19 protein-coding genes are annotated in these 20,385 nt (G+C 45.6%); 12 read left to right on the forward strand and 7 right to left on the reverse strand.

The window, feature by feature from the left end:
* Positions 1-6: 6 nt before the first annotated feature.
* From WS40_RS04655 to WS40_RS04670, 4 genes are all read right to left on the reverse strand, one after another.
* Positions 7-1,854: a biotin/lipoyl-binding protein gene (locus tag WS40_RS04655; RefSeq protein ID WP_046440583.1), complete on the reverse strand. Its 1,848-nt coding sequence runs from the start codon at positions 1,852-1,854 to the stop codon at positions 7-9.
* The gene (locus tag WS40_RS04660; RefSeq protein WP_022288690.1) at positions 1,851-2,537 is read right to left on the reverse strand and encodes an ABC transporter ATP-binding protein; all 687 of its coding nucleotides are present in this window, start codon (positions 2,535-2,537) and stop codon (positions 1,851-1,853) included. Before WS40_RS04660 ends, WS40_RS04655 begins: the two co-directional genes overlap by 4 nt.
* Positions 2,538-2,549: 12 nt before the next feature.
* Positions 2,550-3,986, reverse strand: coding sequence for an efflux RND transporter periplasmic adaptor subunit (locus WS40_RS04665; RefSeq protein WP_046440585.1), 1,437 nt, complete (start codon positions 3,984-3,986; stop codon positions 2,550-2,552).
* A 417-nt stretch (positions 3,987-4,403) separates the two neighbouring features.
* A complete protein-coding gene (locus tag WS40_RS04670) occupies positions 4,404-4,679 on the reverse strand; it encodes a hypothetical protein (protein WP_289148436.1) in 276 nt (91 codons plus the stop codon).
* Between the two features lie 336 nt (positions 4,680-5,015).
* Between WS40_RS04670 and WS40_RS04675 the strand changes: the two genes are divergently transcribed.
* Entirely contained in the window at positions 5,016-5,645 is a 630-nt protein-coding gene (locus WS40_RS04675) for a phosphoribosyltransferase (RefSeq protein WP_022288693.1), read from the forward strand.
* Between the two features lie 133 nt (positions 5,646-5,778).
* Here the strand turns inward: WS40_RS04675 and WS40_RS04680 are convergent, their stop codons facing one another.
* Positions 5,779-6,330 carry a TIGR04002 family protein gene (locus WS40_RS04680; protein WP_046440589.1) on the reverse strand — a complete coding sequence of 184 codons (552 nt, stop codon included), beginning with the start codon at positions 6,328-6,330 and terminating at the stop codon, positions 5,779-5,781.
* Positions 6,331-6,688: 358 nt separating this feature from the next.
* Positions 6,689-7,123, reverse strand: a complete 435-nt coding sequence (locus WS40_RS04685; protein WP_046440590.1) for an RrF2 family transcriptional regulator — start codon at positions 7,121-7,123, stop codon at positions 6,689-6,691.
* A gap of 204 nt (positions 7,124-7,327) precedes the next feature.
* Here WS40_RS04685 and zapA point away from each other — a divergent pair, with 204 nt between their 5' ends.
* From zapA to WS40_RS04735, 10 genes are all read left to right on the forward strand, one after another.
* Complete coding sequence (zapA, locus tag WS40_RS04690; RefSeq protein WP_022288696.1) at positions 7,328-7,834, forward strand: cell division protein ZapA; 507 nt, start codon at positions 7,328-7,330, stop codon at positions 7,832-7,834.
* Positions 7,834-9,906: a U32 family peptidase gene (locus tag WS40_RS04695; RefSeq protein ID WP_046440592.1), complete on the forward strand. Its 2,073-nt coding sequence runs from the start codon at positions 7,834-7,836 to the stop codon at positions 9,904-9,906. The genes zapA and WS40_RS04695 overlap by 1 nt, the downstream gene beginning before the upstream one ends.
* A 1-nt stretch (position 9,907) precedes the next feature.
* Positions 9,908-10,348 carry a dUTP diphosphatase gene (gene dut / locus WS40_RS04700; protein WP_046440594.1) on the forward strand — a complete coding sequence of 147 codons (441 nt, stop codon included), beginning with the start codon at positions 9,908-9,910 and terminating at the stop codon, positions 10,346-10,348.
* A gap of 18 nt (positions 10,349-10,366) precedes the next feature.
* Positions 10,367-11,515: an amidohydrolase gene (locus tag WS40_RS04705; RefSeq protein WP_046440596.1), complete on the forward strand. Its 1,149-nt coding sequence runs from the start codon at positions 10,367-10,369 to the stop codon at positions 11,513-11,515.
* Positions 11,516-12,340: 825 nt separating this feature from the next.
* Positions 12,341-14,404, forward strand: coding sequence for a chemotaxis protein CheA (locus tag WS40_RS04710; RefSeq protein WP_325208416.1), 2,064 nt, complete (start codon positions 12,341-12,343; stop codon positions 14,402-14,404).
* A gap of 2 nt (positions 14,405-14,406) precedes the next feature.
* Positions 14,407-14,850, forward strand: coding sequence for a chemotaxis protein CheW (locus WS40_RS04715; RefSeq protein WP_022288702.1), 444 nt, complete (start codon positions 14,407-14,409; stop codon positions 14,848-14,850).
* Positions 14,851-14,875: 25 nt separating this feature from the next.
* Positions 14,876-15,712 (forward strand): CheR family methyltransferase, encoded by an 837-nt coding sequence (locus WS40_RS04720; protein WP_046440598.1) that lies wholly within the window; start codon positions 14,876-14,878, stop codon positions 15,710-15,712.
* Positions 15,709-16,698, forward strand: coding sequence for a CheB methylesterase domain-containing protein (locus WS40_RS04725; protein WP_256321677.1), 990 nt, complete (start codon positions 15,709-15,711; stop codon positions 16,696-16,698). Before WS40_RS04720 ends, WS40_RS04725 begins: the two co-directional genes overlap by 4 nt.
* A 25-nt stretch (positions 16,699-16,723) precedes the next feature.
* Positions 16,724-17,188, forward strand: coding sequence for a chemotaxis protein CheW (locus WS40_RS04730; RefSeq protein WP_046440600.1), 465 nt, complete (start codon positions 16,724-16,726; stop codon positions 17,186-17,188).
* 2 nt (positions 17,189-17,190) lie between these two features.
* A complete protein-coding gene (locus tag WS40_RS04735; protein WP_046440602.1) occupies positions 17,191-18,033 on the forward strand; it encodes a fumarate hydratase in 843 nt (280 codons plus the stop codon).
* A 457-nt stretch (positions 18,034-18,490) separates the two neighbouring features.
* Here the strand turns inward: WS40_RS04735 and WS40_RS04740 are convergent, their stop codons facing one another.
* Positions 18,491-19,783, reverse strand: a complete 1,293-nt coding sequence (locus WS40_RS04740) for an alanine/glycine:cation symporter family protein (protein ID WP_046440604.1) — start codon at positions 19,781-19,783, stop codon at positions 18,491-18,493.
* 142 nt (positions 19,784-19,925) lie between these two features.
* Here WS40_RS04740 and WS40_RS04745 point away from each other — a divergent pair, with 142 nt between their 5' ends.
* Entirely contained in the window at positions 19,926-20,381 is a 456-nt protein-coding gene (locus tag WS40_RS04745) for a hypothetical protein (protein ID WP_046440618.1), read from the forward strand.
* Positions 20,382-20,385: the final 4 nt, after the last annotated feature.

Here is a 20,385-nt window from a genome sequence, read left to right on the forward strand (position 1 = left end):
CCCCTTTTAATACTCAGGATAAAGGACTTTGTCGGTCTCCTTTGTCCTTACGCCCTCTTTGACGTCCTTGCCGTATGGGAAGCATATCTTATCTTTCATAGAAAGTCCGCCCTTGACCTCGATATTAGTGCCATACATTATCTTGCCTGTTTTTATGTAGCTTTTCACAAGTCTGCCGTCCTTGTCGGCTTTCATTATATAGTAGTTTCCGTTTTCCTGCCTTACATAATGTATAGGCAGATAAACGCTGTCACTGGTCGTGGTGTCATTCACAAATGAAACGCCTACCCAGTCGCCCACGTTGAAATCCGTGCTGTCGCTGAGCTTAGCTTCTATAGTGTAGGTGGAGCTGTTAGGATTGTCACCCCAGTTGTTTGACGAGTATGACGTAGGCTCGCTGCTTATCTTTGTTATCTCAGCGTCAATGCTCATTCCCGTGTTGTATGAGTTCACCATAACAGTGTTTCCCACAGCCGCTCTGTCAAGATTAAGCTCGCCCACACTAAAAGTAACGGAAACTCCGCCCTCGCCCTCGATTATTGCGAAAGCGTCATCATCAGAGCTGTCACCACTGTAGTCCGTGCTGCTGTCTGTAATGTCCTTATCGTCTTTGTCGTCACCATCGTCCGAATTATCGCCCTCTGCGGCAGCGTCGCCTACAGTGCCTATCTTTTTAACGACTCCGTCGATATTAGCCACTACCTTGCCGTCTGTCTTTTTCTTCAAAGCGTCATTGTAGTCAAGCTTTGCAGACTTAAGGTTAAGCTTTAAGCTCTTTATCTCGTCCTCTTTTTCTGATATCATTTTCTTTATCTCTGCACGGCTGTGCATATAGTCCTCAGAGCCTGAATTTGCACCGTCCGTCTGTGACGGGTCAGCAGGAGTGACATCTATGCCGGCGTCATTATCATCATAATCACCATTATCAGGTATATCCACATCACCGCCATTGTCGATATCATCAGTATCATCGCTATCGTCAGCACTGTCATCACTGCGGTCTGAGCCTGCAGGCACAACGATAGAGAACTTGCCGAACTGCTCCACAGAAGTGTCAAGAGAAAGCGTACCGCTTTCCTTGTCCTCAGTTATCCCCTGTGAAACTGTCCAGTCTGCAAGAGCCTTTTTGCCAATTGTTTCACGGTTGACTATCCACTTGTATATAAAGTTTGAATTATCATCATAAACGCAAAGCTCCGCATAAGCCCCCGTTGTCTTTATCCTTTCAAGAAACGCTCTGGATACCTTTGTGTTCCTGTTGCAGTTTATAATATAAGGATCGTCCTTTGTGCCTGCATTTTTCGTCTGGAAAACAGCCTTTACAACGTCCACAGTTTCCACAGGCTCAGGAGTTGGCTCAGGATCTGGAGTTGGCTCTGGCTCTGGTTCCGGCTCTGGGTCTGGCTCAGGCTCTGGATCGTCAGGCTCTTGCGGTGCGTCCTCAGAAGGCTTTAAAAGCTTATATTTAGCAAGCTCCTTTTCAGCCATTTTGATGTTCTGCTCGCAGACCTTTACCTGATTTTCTTTCTGTGAAAGCTCCAGCTCCACCACCGTCATGTCATATTCAAGTATAGTGTCGCCCTTTTTCACAGTGTCGCCCTTTTTCACAAACACCTTTTTAACAAGCTTCTCGTTGTCAAGAGTAACTCTCTGAGCGTTGGCAGAAACTATCTGCCCGTCCATGTTCGTTGAGCTGTCCCACTCGTACGCATCCGCAGTTTCCGCCATAAGGTCAACAGGAACTACCGCCACAACAGTTTTCTTGTCCTGATTTTTCTTATATTTCATTGCTCCCGCATATCCGCCTCCGCCGAGGATAGCTATGCACAGGAGTGTTATTATTACCTTTTTCATTCCTGCTCACCTGCCTTTTCTCCATGAAGCTCGCCGTCACGGATATACATTATCCTCTTTGCACATCTTGCAATGTCAGGCTCGTGTGTTATCATAACGATAGTAACACCGTCGTCATTAAGCTCCTTGAAAAGCTCCATTACCTGATCGCCCGACTTTGTGTCAAGAGCGCCTGTGGGTTCGTCTGCAAGAAGAAGCTTTGGATTGTTGACTATCGCCCTTGCAATAGCCACCCTCTGCTTCTGACCGCCTGAAAGCTGAGTAGGCTTGAACATCATTCTCTGTGCAAGCCCCACCTTTTCAAGAGCCGCCTTTGCTCTCTGACGTCTTTCTCTTTTGCCTACCCCCGCATAAAGCAGCGGAAGCTCCACATTTTCAAGTGCTGATTGTCTAGGGAGCAGATTAAAGTTCTGAAATACAAAACCTATCTTCTTGTTTCTTATCTCCGAAAGCTTCCTATCCTTTGCCTGCATAATGTCACAGCCGTCAAAAACAAAGCTTCCCTTTGTCTGCTTGTCAAGACAGCCTATAATGTTCATGAGCGTAGACTTTCCCGAGCCTGACGGACCCATTATCGCCACATATTCCCCCTCTGAAACCTCAAGGGAAATATCCTTAAGCACAGGCACAGCTTCCTTGCCCTGCAAATAATCCTTGTAGATATTTTTCAGTTCAAATACCATTGCAAGCCCTCCTTATTCAGCGAAAGCTGCGTCAGCATCAGCAGCGTCGGCATTCTCACCGTCTGCATTTTCTGCATTTTCCTCTTCACCGTAAAGCTTGTTGAAGTATTCTTCTATCTCCTCGTCCGTCATGCTTGCAAGCATATCCTCGTCTATAGCCATGCCGTCCTCATCACTTCCGTCAAAAGCGATGTCCTCGTCACCGCCCTCGGTATCACCGTCACTGTTGTCGTCCGTGCCAAGGTCATTAGGTGGAACAGACACGTCAGCCTCATTTGTGGTAGCCGTCATGCCCTCCTCGATAGACTTGTCAGGGTATGCGATATAATCGCCCTTTTCAAGACCTGACTTTATCTCGCAGTCACCGTTATCCTCGTCCTTCTGACCTATCTCAACATATCTCTTTTCTATCTTTCCGTCCTTGTCCTTAGCCCAAACGTAGTTCTTCTTGCCGTCCTTGCAGATAAAGTCGGAATAGAGCCATATGCCCGTCTTGTTTATAGAAGTATCCTGACCGTTATCTATCTCGATAAGAACGTGCTGACCGAGCATAAGACCGTCAAAGTTCTCAGGCTTAACATAGAAAGCGTAGTTTGAAGACTGGCTCATCTCATCGCTTGAACCGAAGCTGTATATATCATCACCAGAATTTTTCTGCGGACTTGTGTCAACAGAAGTTATCTCGCCCTTCCAAGTGGAATCATCAAGCCTTGACTTTACGATAACAGAAGCTCCCTGCATGATATCTTTGCTGTTCTGCTCGTTGAATCTGCCCTTTATTCTGTAGTCGCCCTCTTCTGTTATCTGCATTATAACGTCGCCGCCGTCCTGCTGAAGCTTGTCCACCGTCTTGACGTTCTTTACAGTTCCGTCGATAGAAGCGGTGACGTATGCGTTCTTTGTGGAAGCCTCCAGCTTTTTGATCTCAACGTTTTTAGCCTTTATATCATATTCGTTCTTAGCATTGTCGCTCTGCAAAGAAAGGATCTGGGTCGTGTATGACACGGCAGCGTCCTGATCGGCGTTTTTCTTTTCCTTTTCAAGCTCAGCTATCTGGCTCTTATTTGAAGCTATCTCGTTCTGGAGCCTCTCCACCTCGAGCTTAGCCTGCTCAAGCTGAAGATTTATAGCCTCAACGTCATATGTAAGAAGCTTGTCGCCCTTTTTAACAGAGTCACCGTTCTTAACAAGTATCTCGGCCACCGTCTTTGAGCTGTCATACTTTACGTCCACAGACTCCTGTGCCTCAACAACGCCCAAAAACGAGCGATTAGAAAGCTTGAAGTCCGACGCAGTGTTAAGTGACGATACCTTCTGCACATATACCTTCTGTGAGCTTTTTGAGCCTCCCTTGCCGGTCTTTTTCCATACGAAAAAGCCTCCCACACACACTGTGCAGACGATAACAAGCACTATTATAACAGTGCATATCCTTTTTTTCGTGGTCATTGCAATACCTCCGTTTGTGATTTTTTCCAAAACAGCATAAAAAAATCCGCCTGACAGCAGCCAGACGGATAATACAGCCCCACCTTCCCCATAAGGGTATAGCATGGGCGTATTATTCTTTGTTATCTTGCTGTCCTGTTGTCTTTTGTTCTTATCTGTTTTTATGTATACATTATACCATAAAAAGAATACAAGTCAATAAATAAAGACGTTGTTTTAAGAAACTCATAAGAATTTCCCTCATCTATAAAGACGTGCAATAACAAATAAAGTTGCAAACAAAAAAAAATCTCTCGTACTATCCCGCAGAGGCACCTGATGTTTTTCAACACTCTCGGTGCAAACAGCATTCACCAAAACAGATTGTAACAAATCACCCCAACAAAAAAAGGGCAGCCCACGCCGCCCTAATATGTATTATTTTTTCTTAGCCATAAGCCCTATCATTATAAGCACTACCACCGCACCGCCACCGATACAGCCGAAAAGTACCCAGTCCGTCTCCGTGTTCTCTGTGGCGTTCTTCTGCTCCTTGATGACCCCCTGCTCCGCCATAGCCTCCGCCGCAGAGCTTTCCGTCACAATGGAACTGTCCTCCACCTGAGGGCTGTCCGCATACACCGCCCACGGTATTATCATCATAAGCGACATCACAGCCGCCCCAAGCCCCGACAAAAGCTTTCTCGTCCTCATATAAAAAGACCTCCTCCGATACGCCATTTATCAACAGCAAAGCTTTATCACAGAGCTGCTTAAAGTTTCCCTCATTCAATTATACACATTTTCCAATAAAATTACAAGCAGAATTTTGTACAAATCATACATTAGTTTACACAACAATATACACAACACCTCACGAATTACAAATAAATCGCTGTAAATTTTGATTTATCAGTTTATTAATTGTGTATTGTCACAAAAATATATAGCAAAATTCATCAAAAATAGCATTGAAAATCTTGTTCATATGTGATATAATAACGAATAGCAACATACTGTTCATACTTTACTTGTAAGGAGGTCTTTATTTTGGAAGAACGTATGCAAATTATACAGGCAGCAGGCAACAGCAAGATACAGATAGGCGTTATACCGGGTCACTATGCAACTAACCACTCGCATATCAATTATTATGTAGATATAACATCTCTTAAAACTGGTTATAAAATGGCAAAGGAAGCCGCAAAGGCATTGGCAGCCACCTATGTTTCAACACATATCGACACTATCATATGCCTTGAAGGTACAGAGATCATCGGTGCCTTTCTCGCTGAAAGCCTTGGCGAAAGCGGCATAAACAGCGGTGCAGACGTAAATGTAGTAACACCTGAGCTGAACGCTGTAAATCAGATGATATTCAGAGATAACACTCAGAAGAAGATATGGGGCAAGCAGGTGCTTCTGCTTATCGCTTCCGTTTCAACTGGAAAGAGCATAAACAGAGCAATGGACTGTCTGAAATACTATAACGGCAATCTTGTGGGAATAGCTTCCATATTCTCCGCTATCAAAGAGAACAACGGCACTGCTATCCACGCCCTTTTCACAGAAAAGGATCTGCCTGATTACATGACATATACATCATCAGAATGCCCAATGTGCAAATCAGGACAGAAGGTCGACGCTTTGGTAAACAGCTTCGGCTATTCAAAGATATAGCTTGTAACTTCATTCTCCATAAAAATAACGTTAAAGGGACGGAATTTGACTTCCGCCCCTTTTTCTTTTGCCAAAATGCGTAGGGACGACCTGATGTCGTCCACTTTGCTTATCACGCTTTTATGCCAATAAATTATCCAAACAAATGTGAAAACTTCTTTTTAAGTCCAGCCTTGTCAAAAGCAAGTCCAAGCACTATATAAAGTATCGAGCTTGCAAGCACCTGTATGCAGTAAGCAGGAGTCTGACCGAAAGCCGAGATTATAGCACTCTTTGAGAAACCGCCTGCCATAAAAATTCCCTCATAAAGACTGTAGCATACCACGCATATAACAAGTGCAGGGATAATTCCAAGCAGATTTCTCACGCAGATTATTTTCTCTGTCTTTCTTGAAAAGCAAAGGGCAGTTATAGCCTTTATAACGATAGTTCCAGGGAGCCATACCACAAATCCTGAAAGTCCGTCTGCAAGACCTGCTCCGATAGCGCCTGCCGCCATTGCATAAGGTGTAGGAAGCATCGAAGCCGCAAGATAAATAAGTCCGTCACCTGCGTGTGTGTAGCCTGCACCCGTAGGAATGTGAAGCCATGCCGTAAGAACATATATCATTGCCGCAAAAAGACCTGTCACACAAATAAGCTGAATATGCTTTGTTGAATTTTTTACCTGAACTGTTGTACTCATTATTATCACTCCAATTTAATTTCTATCCTTATTTTATACCTCCAGACTATGATTTGCAAATGCCTCAGTTTCACACTTTTTCCACCGCAAATTGTATCTTTTGCACAATCCAAAAGTCCTATCCGAACATCACATTTGTGCATCAAAGCAATACCATATCCCACAATAATTTTACAAGAACATGACAAAATCAATTATGCACAAAACCAAGCTGTCATATAGGCTTTCTTTTGTGCTATAGGTAGAAGATAAAAAGGCGTAAAAAAAGAGCGGTCATGGGCAAGACCACTCCATTCTGCAAACAGACAGCTTAAAATCGCACAAAAAACGGGCGAGCAAAGCCCGCCCCTACAAAATATCAAATAACGTAATCATCTATCCTTGCATTTTCCTGATTTACAAGGTCCTGCAAGGTAATGCCGTCAACAACACCATTTATAGCACCGTAAAGCTTTTTCCATACCGTCAGCGTTGCACAGCTATCCTGACGTGGACAGGTATTTTCTTCCCCCTCCAGACAAGCCACAGGAGCAAGACTTCCCTCTGTGAGCCGAAGTATCATTCCCACAGTGTATTCCGCAGGCGTTTTTGCCAGCTTGTATCCGCCCCCTGCACCACGAACGCTCTTTACAAAGCCCGCTCTTGCAAGAATGGATATTATCTGTTCAAGATACTTGTCGCTGATGTCTTGTCTTTCAGCGATCACTTTGATAGGCACATATCCGCTCTGCTCATGTAAAGCAAGGTCAAGCATAAGCCTCAGTGCATATCTTCCCTTTGTGGATATTTTCATCAGCGTCAGATCCTTTCATAAATCCTATAGAAAATCTATGATTAATTATATATCATATTTGTAAAAATGTCAAGCAAAAACCACCGCAAAGGGCGTATTTACAAAAAACTTCTTTTTACCCTCTTTATTTTTCTCAAAAAGTAGTGTATAATACAATTAAGTATACAAGTTCACAGTAAAGAAAATAAAGGGAGGTCAAAAGCTATGAAAAACAAGCTTAAAGTAAATATTTATAACCGTACATACAATCTGCTTTCCGAAGAGTCGCAGGAGTATACCAATAAACTTGCGTTGGTGATAAATTCAAAGATAAAAGGCATGATGAAAGCTATCCCGAGCCTTTCCGTTCAGGACGCCGCAGTGCTGACAGCACTTGATTGTCTTGACGAGCTTAGCAAGGCAAATCAGAATATCGAAAATATCCGCACCCAGATAAAGGACTATGTTGACGACGCAGGCAGAGCAAGAAGCCAGGCTGACGAAGCTCAGAAAGAAATAAGAGAGCTTCAGGCAAAAGTCCATGACCTTGAAGAACAGCTCGAAGCACGCACAGTTGTAAAAAGAGAGCCTGAGGACGAAGTTATAAACGCAAACGAGCTTCTTTCGCAGGAGATAAAGAACGCTATTGAAAGACCTGTCCACCCTAATCAGCCTAACAACGGCAATTTTGTCGGCACAGTGAATTACAGACCCGAGGGAGGAAGCCATTAATGGCTCACAAAGCTGAGATACTTGCCCCCTGCGGTTCTTTTGAAGCTCTCGAAGCCGCCCTTAGAAGCGGCTGTGACGCAGTTTATCTCGGGGGAGAGAAATTTTCCGCCAGACAAAACGCCGCCAATTTCACAGATGAACAACTAAAAGAAGCCGTAAGGCTCTGTCACCTGCGAGGTGTAAAGGTCTATCAGGCGATAAACACTGTTGTCTTTGACGAACAGCTCGAAGAGTGCAAAAAAACCGTCAAGTTTGCCGCAGAAATTGGCGTTGACGGACTTATCACCCAAGACCTAGCCCTTGTGAAAATATGCCGTGAATGTTGCCCCGACCTTGAATATCACGCCTCCACCCAAATGACCATCCACAGCGAAAGCGGTGTGAAAATGGCTAAAAAGCTCGGTTTTTCAAGAGCCGTCCTGTCAAGAGAGCTTCCCGAGCATACCATAAAAGAACTCACCGCCCTTGGCATCGAAACAGAGGTCTTTGTCCACGGCGCACTTTGTATGTCCGTGTCAGGTCAGTGCTATATGAGTGCGTTGATAGGTTCGAGAAGTGCCAACAGAGGACTTTGTGCTCAGGCTTGCAGACTTCCTGCGCAAGGGGATAAGATAACAAAGGGGCAGGAGCGTTACGCCCTCTCTCTGAAAGATATGTCCTATGTTGATAAGCTCCAAAGGCTCGAAAAGGACGGAGTTTTCTCTCTTAAAATAGAGGGCAGAATGAAGCGCCCTGAATATGTTGCGGCGGCAGTGAACTGCTGTAAAAATTCTCTGGAAAACAAGCCTTATGACCTGAAAGCCCTTGAAGCGGTCTTTTCCCGCGGGGGCTTTACAGACGGCTATTACAATGGCAGATTAGGCAGAGAAATGTTCGGCACAAGGCAGAAAGAGGACGTTTCCGCTACCGCCAAAATTCTTCCCGAGCTTCATGAGCTTTACCGCAGATGTGAAAAGCGCACAAAAGCCTTTTTCACCATAAAGCTTCAGGAAAGTTCTCAGGCGGAGCTTTCTCTCCGTGACAGCGAGGGAAACACCGTGACCGTTTACGGCGATATACCACAAAAAGCCTTGAAAAAGGCCTGCGACAGCGACTATGTAAAAAAACAGCTCTCCAAGCTTGGGGACACCATATACGAGTTCGGAGGACTTGAAGCCGCCATAGGCAAAGACCTTGCCTATCCAGCTTCCGCACTTAATGACCTAAGACGGCAGGCGGTAGAAAAGCTTGACCAGAAGCGTATAGACTTTTTCACCCATACCGCCGAATTCACCGACAAAGCACTTGACGATCTTCCTACCCTGCCAAAAGCCTATGAACACAAAAAGATCCGCATAATGCTCTCAAAGCTCTCTCAGCTTGAGGGTGTTGACCTTGACAAAACAGAGCTTGTGGGTGTGCCAATAGAGATAGCGTCAGAAGCGGCAAAGATCGTGTCAGACAAAAGCAAGCTTATGATAATAATGCCACGCTTCACATTCGACGAGAAAGCCCTATGTGAAAAGCTTTCAGCCGTAAAAGAAGCAGGCATAACAAAAATGCTCGCCATGAATATCGGTCACTGCCTTATTGCGAATGACCTTGGCTTTGAGCTTCACGCAGGCTATTCATTCAATCTCTGCAACTCAGCCGCATTGGACGAGGTAAAAAAACTTGGTGCAAAAGACTGCACAGTGTCCTTTGAGCTTAAAGCGTCGCAGATAGAAAAGTTAAAGAAGCCCATTGAGATAGGCTTTGTGGCATACGGCAGACTTCCCCTTATGCTCACAGCAAACTGTCCTATAAGAAACGATATAGGCTGTAAAAACTGCAAGGGCAAGCTTTTTGACCGCACAGGCAGAGAGTTTCCGGTGAGATGTCCAAAGGGCAGAGATTGCGCAGAGATACTAAATTCCGATATTTTGTATCTTGCAGACAAGCTGACGGATTTCGACAATGCCGACTATATGGAGCTTCACTTCTATGAGGAGAATGCCCACAGGATAAACGAAATAATAAAGGCTTACCATGGCGAAAGGGGCGCAAAGCCCGAAAACGCCACCAATGGCCTATACTACAGAGGAGTTTTATAAAATGAGATTACTTATAAAAAAGCTTAAGGAAAATGCAGTTATCCCTGCAAGACAAACAGAATTTAGCGCAGGCTATGACCTTTGTGCCTGCACAGACGCACCTGTTACCATAAAAGCAGGTCAGACCGAGAAAGTACACACAGGCATATCAGCCGAGGTTCAGGGCGAGAAAAACTGCGTTCTTCTTATCTATGCAAGAAGCTCACTGGCATCAAAGTTCGGCATTGCCCCTGCAAACTGCGTTGGCGTTGTTGATTGGGACTACAGAGGTGAGATAATCTGCGCTCTCCACAACAGTTCAGACAAGGACTACACCATAAACAGTGGCGACAGGATCGCACAGCTTGTGATAACCCCTGTTTTCACTCCCGAAGTAGAGGAAGTAACAGAGCTTTCCGATACAGAGCGTGGCGCAGGCGGCTTTGGCTCAACAGGCAAATAAGAATGGTGAAAACTGCATATGAAAATTTACAACGTTAAAATAAAGACCATGGACAGCGACAGACGTGTTATTGAAAACGGCTGGGTCGAAATAACAGACGGCATTATTTCCGCTGTAGAAAGTGGCTCTCCCGAAGCTGTCACAGCCGAGGACATAGACGGCAACGGCAGAACAATTTACCCTGGTTTTATCGACATTCACACACATCTTGGACTATCCACAAGCGGCGTAGGCATGGAGGGCGAGGATTTCAACGAGGAATCTGAACCATGCACAGCACATATCCGCATTGTTGACGGCATAAACCCAATCGACTATTCCTTTGAGCTTGCAAGAAAAGCAGGTGTAACCTGCTGTCTTGTATCCCCAGGCTCAGCAAACCCTGTTGCAGGCAGTATTGCGGCAGTAAAAACCTATGGCAAGCGAATAGATAAAATGCTTGTAGGCACAGTTGGAATGAAATTCTCAATGGGTGAAAACCCTAAACTCACCTATTCTGACAAAGAGGACGCCCCCTACACCCGAATGGCAGTGGCAGGCATAATAAGAGAAGCACTTATAAAGGCGCAGAAATACGGTGAAGCGGTCGAGCGTGCAATGGGAAGCGAGGAGGATATGCCTGAGTTTGACATGAAGTCGGAGGCTCTGCTCCCTGTTCTCAGAGGCGAAGTCAAGGCGCATTTTCACTGTCACAGGGCGGACGATATTTTCACCGCCATAAGGATAGCGAAAGAATTTGAGCTTGACTATGTACTTATACACTGCACTGACGGTCATATCATAGCTGACGAGCTTGCAGAGGAAGAAGCAAGCTGTGTGATAGGTCCTGTAATATGCGACAGGTGCAAGCCTGAAATGGCAAATCTGACTCCGGCAAACGCAGGCATACTTTCTTCTCACGGCATAAAGGTAGCTATCTGCACCGACCACGCAGAAGTGCCGATAGAATATCTGCCCTTGTCAGCGGCTATTGCAGTAAAAAACGGTCTTGACTATGAAAAGGGCATTGAAGCTATCACCTGCACAGCGGCAGAGATAGCAGGCATATCCGACCGGGTAGGCTCTGTAAAGACAGGGCTTGACGCAGACCTCACCCTATTCAGCGGCGACCCACTTGATGTAATGGTATCACCTGACATGGTGATATGCGGTGGAAAAATAATTTGATATGATACCAATGCGGAACGGTTTTCGTTTCGCATTTTTTATTTGCGTTATCCGCAATTTGTCATTTTTAACCATGTAGGGGCTGGCGCCCTCGACAGCCCGCACCTGTTTGCCTGTCCAATCCTGCGATAACCATACAAAGTTCAGCACGTTGTTTCAAAATGCCATACGACACATATACACAATATTGCGAAACATAACCACTAAAAATTATTGCACAAACCCCGATAACCCCACAAATGGCGGTAGGGGCGAACAGCGTTCGCCCGCCTTTATTCGCCTACATGGTTTGTACAAATTCAACCCCCCACAACTCCTCGAAACGGGACGTCGTATTTCTGCAAAGCAGAAATTGCGCTGCTCCCCTACAGGTATTCGGGCAAGTTTCTGCCGCCGCAAAATCGCTCCGCTCTTTGCGGATATACGTTTTGCTTTGGGATAGAATAGCGGTGCAGATTGTGTTACTCCGATATTTCTTTTGTCTGATATCTTATTTCTATATGCTTTTAATACTACAATCTGCACCTAGTCGGCTATCGCCGAATGAGGCTCTGCCTCATACTCCGCTAGGGGCTTTGCCCCTAGACCCCACAAGCCCTCCAGCGCCGAGCTTGAGCGTGCGCTTTATCTCTCGCTTCGCTCGGTGCTTGGGGGCAGCTTTGCTCATTCCTCATTCCTAATTCCTCATTCCTAATTCCTAACTCCTCACTTGATCGTTTCTTTTACTTAAAATGCACAAAAATGCTTGAAAAATATCAAAAAATTTGCTATAATATTATTGATTATATCCGTATGCTTCAACAGCACCGAAAGGGAGTGACTTTTTTGCCGAAATTTGAAAGCGGTATGGAAAATATGGCGGATATGTTCGTCTTTGAAACAGGCGACCTTCTGGAAAAGTTGGACGAGATCCTTATGCGCACCGAGCAGGAAGACTCTATCTCCTCCGACGATATCAACGAGATATTCCGTACCATGCACACTATTAAAGGCTCTGCCGCCATGATGAGTATGCACAATATGTCTACCCTTGCCCACTCAGTTGAGGATCTCTTCTACATTATCCGTGAAGACCCTACTGTGAAATATGACAAACCTGCTCTCTATGAGCTTCTTTTCTCAGCCTCCGATAATCTTAAATCTGAGCTTGATTCACTCTATGACGACGCTCCGCTCACCGATTTTTCAGAGCTTGAAAATAAGATACACGCCTTTGCTGCCACCATGAAAGGTCAGCCTGCCACAGACAGTTCCGATACTTCCTCAGCCGATACCGACACCTATGAGGGGCTTTTCCCTGATGATGAAAAAGAGGGAGTCCTCACCTATAAGATCACATATTCCGAAAGCTGTGCAATGCCTGATATGCGTGCATTGGTGCTTTTGCGTGCTTTAGGTAAAATGTGCGAGGTAATAAAAACTTTCCCTGAGGATCTTGACGCTGACAATGCAGGGGACGAGATATCCAAAAAGGGACTTTACATAAAGCTTATCACCGATGACCCGAATGGCGTCCTTGACCTTATGAAAAACGCCGTGAACGTTGACAAAGCTGAGCAGGTGAAAAAGCCTGAGCAACCTGCTAACGCAGCCAAAAAACCTCAGCCTGCCCAAAAGTCTGCTCCGGAAAAACCAGCCCCAAAGCCTGCTCAGCCTGCAAATGCAGTCCCCAAAAAGCATGCCGAAAAGCATGAGCAATCCATGATATCCGTCAAGCTCGATAAGCTCAACAGACTTCTTGACCTTGTGGCTGAGATCGTTATAACCGAAGGTTCTGTTATCTCCTCTCCCGACCTGAAAAAAGCCGAGATAAACCTTGACCGCTTCAATAAATCCTCCCGTGAGCTGAAAAAGCTTACCGATGAGCTTCAGGACGTTGTAATGTCCATACGAATGGTGCCTATTTCCACAGCATTTCAGAAGATGAACCGTGTTGTCAGGGATATGAACCAAAAGCTCAAAAAGAACGTTACTCTTGTGTTTGAAGGGCAGGAAACGGAAGTGGATAAATCTATCGTAGATATCCTCAACGACCCCCTTATGCACATTGTAAGAAACGCAGTTGACCACGGCATAGAAGACCCCGAAGTCCGTGCAAAAGCAGGCAAGACCGAGCCTGCCACAGTTACTCTGAGCGCAGGCTATGACTCCAACGAAGTGGTTATCTCCTGCCGTGACAACGGTGCAGGAATGGATACCGCAAAGCTTATGGCGAAAGCCAAGAAAAACGGTATGCTCACAAAGCCTGAGAATGAATATACCGACAAAGAGATATTCAATTTTGTCGTGGCCGCAGGCTTTTCCACCAATGATAAAATAACCGAATATTCAGGCAGAGGCGTGGGAATGGACGTTGTAAAGAAAAACCTTGAGAAAGTCGGCGGAAAGCTCTATGTTGACTCCAAGTTTGGCGAAGGCTCTGTCTTTACTATCAGGATACCACTCTCTCTGTCTATCCTTGACGTTTTAAGCGTTGACGTAGGGGGCGAGAATTTCTCTCTGCCTGTTTCCGCAGTTTCCGAAGCTTTCTCCTGCAAAGCCGAAAGCTTTATCACCGACCCCGAGGGCAACGAGTTTATAATGCTCCGTGAAAAATGTCTGCCTCTTATCAGAATGAGCGACCATTTTGATATACCAAATGCCGAAAAGGACGTAACAAAGGGCATAATGCTCTGTTGTAAAGACGGTGGCAAGGAAGCCGTCCTCATGGCAGACAGGATAACAGTTGACCAGCAGGTGGTAGTAAAACCGTTCTCACCTCTCCTTGACGCCTATCCCCTCAAGGAATCAGGCATGGCAGGCTGTTCGGTACTCGGTGACGGCAGTATAACCATAATACTGGATATGAAAGAATTTCTCGGCAATTATGACTTCCGAAAGGGTGAATAAAGATGTCAGAACAGGATATAAACGAATTTTGTCAGAAGGGCGGAAAAATACTCTCCTTTGTTTCTGATGAAAAATATTACGCCTTTGAGGTAAAAGATGTCACCGATATAATAGGGCTTCTCCCCGTCACAAGGCTCCCGAAAACACCAAAGTTCATAAAAGGCGTTATAAATCTGCGAGGAAAAGCCGTTCCCGTGATAGATCTCCGCCTGCGTCTTGGACTGCCCGAAGGGGAGTATGACAACAGAAGCAGTACCATAGTGATAGAAGTCGGCTCAAATCAGGCTGGCATAATATGCGATAAGGTCTTGGACGTTGAGGATATCCTCCCCCAGCAGACCGCCGTGTCGCCCGTAAAAAACAGCCTTGTAAAATGCTTTATAAACGCAAACAACAAAAACATATCCCTGCTTGACCCTGATATTCTGGTCAGAACAAACAGGTAAAACATAATAACAAGGAGGAAGAGGAATGCTGTCACGTCTTGAGATCTCTCAGTCAGACTTTGACGAGCTTACTGCATTCATAAAAAAAAAATACGGCCTTGACCTTGCAAGGAAAAAGTCTATCGTTGAAAGCAGGCTGAGCAACTATGTATTGGACTGCGGCTTCAACAGCTTTTCAGAATATCTCAGCGCCGTCTACAGCGATGAAACAGGCAGAGAAACTGCCAACCTTATAAACCGCCTTACTACCAACCATACATATTTCATGCGTGAAACGGACCATTTCCAACACTTCATGGAGAAATTTCTCCCCTATGCCGAAAAAAACGTCCTCGATCATGATATGCGTATATGGAGTGCAGGCTGCTCATTCGGCAACGAGCCATATAATCTTGCCATGTGTATGGACGATTATTTCGGCTTTGACCGCCGTTTCTGGGGCTTGAAAATACTTGCCACGGATATCTCCCTTAACGCACTGCGTTCTGCCAAAAACGGCATTTATACCAGTATGTCCATAAAGAATATCCCCGAAGATTGGCGTAAAAAATATTTTCACCCATATTCAAACACAAAGGATCTCTGGCAGGTCAGCGATACAATAAGGCAGAATGTTGAGTTTCGCTACCACAATCTTATGGATGATTTCACTTTCAAAAAGAAATTCGACCTTATCGTCTGCCGTAACGTCATGATATATTTTGACGACGATACAAAAGCCGAGATATGCAGAAAATTCTATGACGCAATGGAGGATGGCGGCTATTTCTATATCGGTCACGCAGAATCAGTGCCGAAGTATATGCCTTTTGTAAAAGTTGCCCCTGCAATATACCGCAAGCTGGGAGGGGATAAAAAATGACGCCTCTCTTTCTTGTGATAACCGAAAACAAAGCCTTTGCACAGCTTTGCAGAAAATCCCTTACAAACGCAGGCTTCCAAAGCTCAAAGCTTGCCTCAGCCTGCCTTAGCAACGGCAGAAAAAGCGTCACTGCCCTTTCTCCCGACTATGTTCTTCTCGACGGTGATTGCCAAGACAATATGGACGACTACATCATAAGCCTTGCCCCACGATATTCTGTGCCTATAATCTATCTTACCATTCAGCATAACAATAAATATCCCATGATGCAGGCAGGTGCCATAGACGTCGTATATAAACCTGACGGCACTCCGTCTGATAACGAGCGTTTTCAGAAACGCTTTGCCGAAAGCATACAGCGCCTTGAAAAAGCAAGAGTTAATTCTGTTGTGCATATACCTGCCATAAATACCTCCAGAATAATAGCCATAGGCGGTTCAACAGGCTCAACGGAAGCCCTGAAAGCTATCCTTAAAGACCTCCGCCACGACCTGCCCCCTATAGTGGCAGTCCTGCATATGCCTGCGGGCTATACAAGGATATATGCCGAACAGCTATGCACTGAAACCGGTCACAACGTTGTGGAAGCCAAAAGCGGTCTGTATCTCAGCCAAGGCATGGTGGTAATAGCGCAGGGCGGTCAGCACCTTAGATTGTTCAGGGATAAAAAAGGCTATTTTGTCACCTCTGAAGCAGGTGTAAAGGTTTCAGGTCACTGTCCGTCAGTTGACGTGCTTTTTGACTCTGTGGCATACAGCGCAAAGCGTAACGCTATAGGCGTTATCCTCACCGGCATGGGCTGTGACGGTGCAAAGGGTATGCTCAACATGAAGAAAATGGGAGCATATAATATCGGACAGGACGCAGAAAGCTCCATAGTCTATGGTATGCCCAAAGCCGCATATGAAAACGGCTCAGTGTCAAAGCAGTGTCCCCTTGACAAGATAGCACAGGAGATACATTATCGCATCGACAGCGGCTTATGATAAAATATAACAAGGAGGGATAGCTGTGGAAAACAGCAGATATCTCATTTTCACCTCAGCAGGGCGAAGCTTTTCACTGCCCTTTGAGGATATAAAAATAATCATAGCGGAGCAGGCCCCAACTCCCGTGCCTGATTTTCCCGATTATGTGCCGGGAACAGTGGTGAACGAGGGCGAGGTAGTGCCTGTCATAGACCTGCGCAGACGTTTCCACTATGAGCCAAAAGAGATCTCCGACAGAGATTGCATAATAATCACAATGGGCGAAGAAGTTTCCGTAGGTCTTTTGTGCGACAACGTAGCAGGCTTCACGGATATTCCCGAGGATAAGCTGTGTAAAGCCCCAAACGTCAACGAAGAAGCCTGCGCAGATTTTCTAAAAGGAGAATTTCTTCTGGAGGGCAAGCCATGCTATGTCCTTGACAGCGAAAAAGTAATAAAGCTCAGCGACCGTGAAAAGGTAGCAAATACAGAGCGAAAGGATAAATAAAAATGAGAGAGATAAACGTTTCAGAAGTAGAAGAACTTGTAAGAGATCTGTGCATAAAAGCCAATCTGTATCTTCCTGAGGATATGGAAAGCTGTATAGAGTGCAACGCCAGGAAAGAGCAGTCCCCGGTGGGAAAGAACGTCTTTGCTGATATCCTTGACAATATGAGAGTAGCAAGAGAAGAAACTATCCCTATCTGTCAGGACACAGGCATGGCAGTTATCTTCATGACCATAGGACAGGACGTGCATTTTGTAGGCGGTTCGCTGAATGAAGCCATAAATAAAGGCGTAGCAAGAGGCTATACAGAGGGCAGACTGCGCTGTTCCATAGTATCCGACCCATTGGAAAGAGTAAACACAGGGGATAATACACCGCCTGTTGTGCATCTTAAAATAGCAGAGGGCGAAAAGGTAGAAATAATGGTGGCACCAAAGGGCTTTGGCAGCGAAAATATGTCACAGCTTAAAATGATGACCCCGTCAGTTACCGAGGACGAGATAGTGGATTGGGTAGTGTCGGTGTGTGCAAAAGCAGGTTCTAACCCATGTCCGCCAATAGTCATAGGCGTAGGCATAGGCGGCGACTTTGAGAAGTGCGCATACCTTGCAAAGAAAGCACTGTGCAGAAGCGTATCAAAGAGGAATCCAAAGGAACGTTATGCAAAGCTTGAAGCGAAAATGCTGGAGAAGATAAACCTCCTTGGCATAGGACCACAAGGCTTTGGCGGCACACAGACCTGCCTTGCAGTAAATATAGAAGAAGCACCGACCCATATCGCAGGTCTGCCGGTATCAGTGAATGTAGGCTGTCATGTGACAAGACACGCAAGCGGAGAGATATAAGGGCATAATGTGGGAGCGAACGGTGTTCACCCGCATTTTCCACAGCACGCACATCTTATTATTCATCAAACAAGCTCCTACATCTTATTCGGGCAAGTTCTTCCGCCGCAAAATCGCTCCGCTCTTTGCGGATTTACATTTGCTAAGGGATAGGGAAAACGGTGCAGATTTTTGCTCCGATATCACCTTTGTTTAATATCGGACTTTCATGTGCTTTTTTCTCATTAAATCTGCACCTAGTCGGCTTATGCCGAATGAGGCTCTGCCTCAAACTCCGCAAGGGACTCTGTCCCTTGACCCTGCAAGCCCTCTGACGCCGGGCTTGTGCCTGCGTTTTACCTCTCGCTTCGCTCGGTGCTAACTTTTACTTTGTGCTTGTGCACAACTCTGGTCAGCTTTGCCAATTCCTCACTCCTCACTCCTCATTTCTCATTCCTCATTCCTCATTTCTCACTTCTCACTCCTCATTCCTCATTTCTACCTCTTTTCTCCACAACACCAACACCCCGATAACATTCGGCACTGCCATAAGTCCATTGAAAATATCCGACACTCCCCACACAAGCTCCATGCTCCACATCGTTCCAATGCACCCACAAGCTATCGCCATGATCCTATAGATCATATCATTTCGAGGGAAAAGGTATCTCCAAGCCCTCTCTCCAATGAAAAACCACCCTGCCACTGTCGCTAATGCAAAAAGTATCAGCGAACCTGACATGAAATACTTCCCCGCTCCACCAAGAGCAGCATTGTAAGCCCTCACTGCCATATCCTCCCCCGTGAGGTCAGTGCCGCTTATTATTATCACCACAGCCGTCAGCGTGCATATGACAAAGGTATCTATAAAAACCTCAGCCATTGCCCATGTTCCCTGCAATTCAGGCGACTTTATCCTGCACGAGCTGTGTACTGCCACCGTCGAGCCTAAGCCTGCTTCGTTTGAAAACGCTCCACGCTTTAACCCCTCCACCATGGAAAATATTATCGTCCCTGCCACCGAGCCTGTTATGCAGGCTGTGGGGCAAAAGGCGTTTTTTACTATCATTGCTATCGCTCCTGCGGCTTTTAATGGGTGAAATATTATCACTCCCAAACTGCCGCCTATGAAAAGCACCGCCATTATCGGCACAAGCTTTTCGCAAAGACAAGCTGCTGAGTTTTTTCCCACAGCTACTAAAAATACGAAAATAAGCACCACAAGTGCAAATATATATGAGGGTATCCCAAACCCCTCTCGGGCAGCCGCAGCCGCCGAACCCGTCTGCACCATGTTGCCCATTCCAAGGGACGCACCCACCGTAAAAACTGCAAACAAAACAGCCGTGAGCTTCGTCCTGCCTATCTTTTCGAGATAAGACGCCGCACCGCAAAGCTTTCCGTCAGAGCATCTCACTCCCAGAAAGTTTTCGCAGTAAGCAAGCCCCATTCCGAAAAATGCAGACACCCACATCCAGAATACCGAGCCTGCGCCCCCTATCCTGATACATTCCCCCACGCCCACCACCGAGCCTGTTCCTACAGTTGCCGCAAGCGCCGTGGAAAATGTCTGAAACTGCGAGAGAGAATCGCTTTCGGAGCTTTCTTTTTTAAACAGCGTAAAAACCGTTTTCTTCATTATTTTTAAAATGTGTATCTGTGGGAATCCAAGCTTTATGCTCAGATATATTCCGCCCCCAAGCAAAAGTATCAAAAGCGGAACGCCCCACAAAAACGAATTTATCTTGTTTATTATAGCCGTAAGTTCCATAGCTTTCCCCCGAAAACACTTTTTTCGTGCAAATAATTGCCTTATAAATGATATGATATAAAAGGGAGATTAATTCTTGAAAACTGAGATAACCATACATACAAATACGCAAAAAAACAAACAGCGAGGTGAACGTCCTCAAATGCACAGATATAAGCCCTCAAAAATACCGCTTTTTATCTTCTGGGCTATCCTTGCGGTAATATTGTTTCTTATCCGCTATGCGGTCAATCTCATAGAAAAACTTATCCCATTTTCCGTGAATTATATCCTTATGCCGATGTGGATAATCGCCGCACTTTTTTGCCTGCTGGTGCTTCCCTTTTATTTCATCAGATCTTATTTCACCGTCAGCTCAAAAGAAGTCACCGCCTTTACAGGGCTTTTCTTTACCATGCGGCATTTTATGCCCACCTCGGCAATAAAATCCGTCACAACTATCATAACCCCACTAGGCAGTATAACAGGACTTAACTTCGTTGTCTTAAACGCCTTGGGCGCAAGACTTCTTATACCTTTTATGAGCCGCCGTGATGCCATGGAAATATCCGCCATAGTAAACAGCTCCATACGAAACAGAGAACGCAAAGAAGACTAGATAC

Origin of the sequence: Ruminococcus sp. N15.MGS-57, assembly GCF_000980385.1 — a bacterium.
Lineage (GTDB): Bacteria > Bacillota > Clostridia > Oscillospirales > Ruminococcaceae > Hominimerdicola > Hominimerdicola aceti.

Coding starts and splice junctions, on each gene's coding strand:
- WS40_RS04655 (WP_046440583.1), bottom strand. CDS start 1,854: ATGAAAAAGGTAATAATAACACTCCTGTGCATAGCTATCCTCGGCGGA.
- WS40_RS04660 (WP_022288690.1), bottom strand. CDS start 2,537: ATGGTATTTGAACTGAAAAATATCTACAAGGATTATTTGCAGGGCAAG.
- WS40_RS04665 (WP_046440585.1), bottom strand. CDS start 3,986: ATGACCACGAAAAAAAGGATATGCACTGTTATAATAGTGCTTGTTATC.
- WS40_RS04670 (WP_289148436.1), bottom strand. CDS start 4,679: ATGAGGACGAGAAAGCTTTTGTCGGGGCTTGGGGCGGCTGTGATGTCG.
- WS40_RS04680 (WP_046440589.1), bottom strand. CDS start 6,330: ATGAGTACAACAGTTCAGGTAAAAAATTCAACAAAGCATATTCAGCTT.
- WS40_RS04685 (WP_046440590.1), bottom strand. CDS start 7,123: ATGAAAATATCCACAAAGGGAAGATATGCACTGAGGCTTATGCTTGAC.
- zapA (WP_022288696.1), top strand. CDS start 7,328: ATGAAAAACAAGCTTAAAGTAAATATTTATAACCGTACATACAATCTG.
- WS40_RS04695 (WP_046440592.1), top strand. CDS start 7,834: ATGGCTCACAAAGCTGAGATACTTGCCCCCTGCGGTTCTTTTGAAGCT.
- dut (WP_046440594.1), top strand. CDS start 9,908: ATGAGATTACTTATAAAAAAGCTTAAGGAAAATGCAGTTATCCCTGCA.
- WS40_RS04705 (WP_046440596.1), top strand. CDS start 10,367: ATGAAAATTTACAACGTTAAAATAAAGACCATGGACAGCGACAGACGT.
- WS40_RS04715 (WP_022288702.1), top strand. CDS start 14,407: ATGTCAGAACAGGATATAAACGAATTTTGTCAGAAGGGCGGAAAAATA.
- WS40_RS04720 (WP_046440598.1), top strand. CDS start 14,876: ATGCTGTCACGTCTTGAGATCTCTCAGTCAGACTTTGACGAGCTTACT.
- WS40_RS04725 (WP_256321677.1), top strand. CDS start 15,709: ATGACGCCTCTCTTTCTTGTGATAACCGAAAACAAAGCCTTTGCACAG.
- WS40_RS04735 (WP_046440602.1), top strand. CDS start 17,191: ATGAGAGAGATAAACGTTTCAGAAGTAGAAGAACTTGTAAGAGATCTG.
- WS40_RS04740 (WP_046440604.1), bottom strand. CDS start 19,783: ATGGAACTTACGGCTATAATAAACAAGATAAATTCGTTTTTGTGGGGC.
- WS40_RS04745 (WP_046440618.1), top strand. CDS start 19,926: ATGCACAGATATAAGCCCTCAAAAATACCGCTTTTTATCTTCTGGGCT.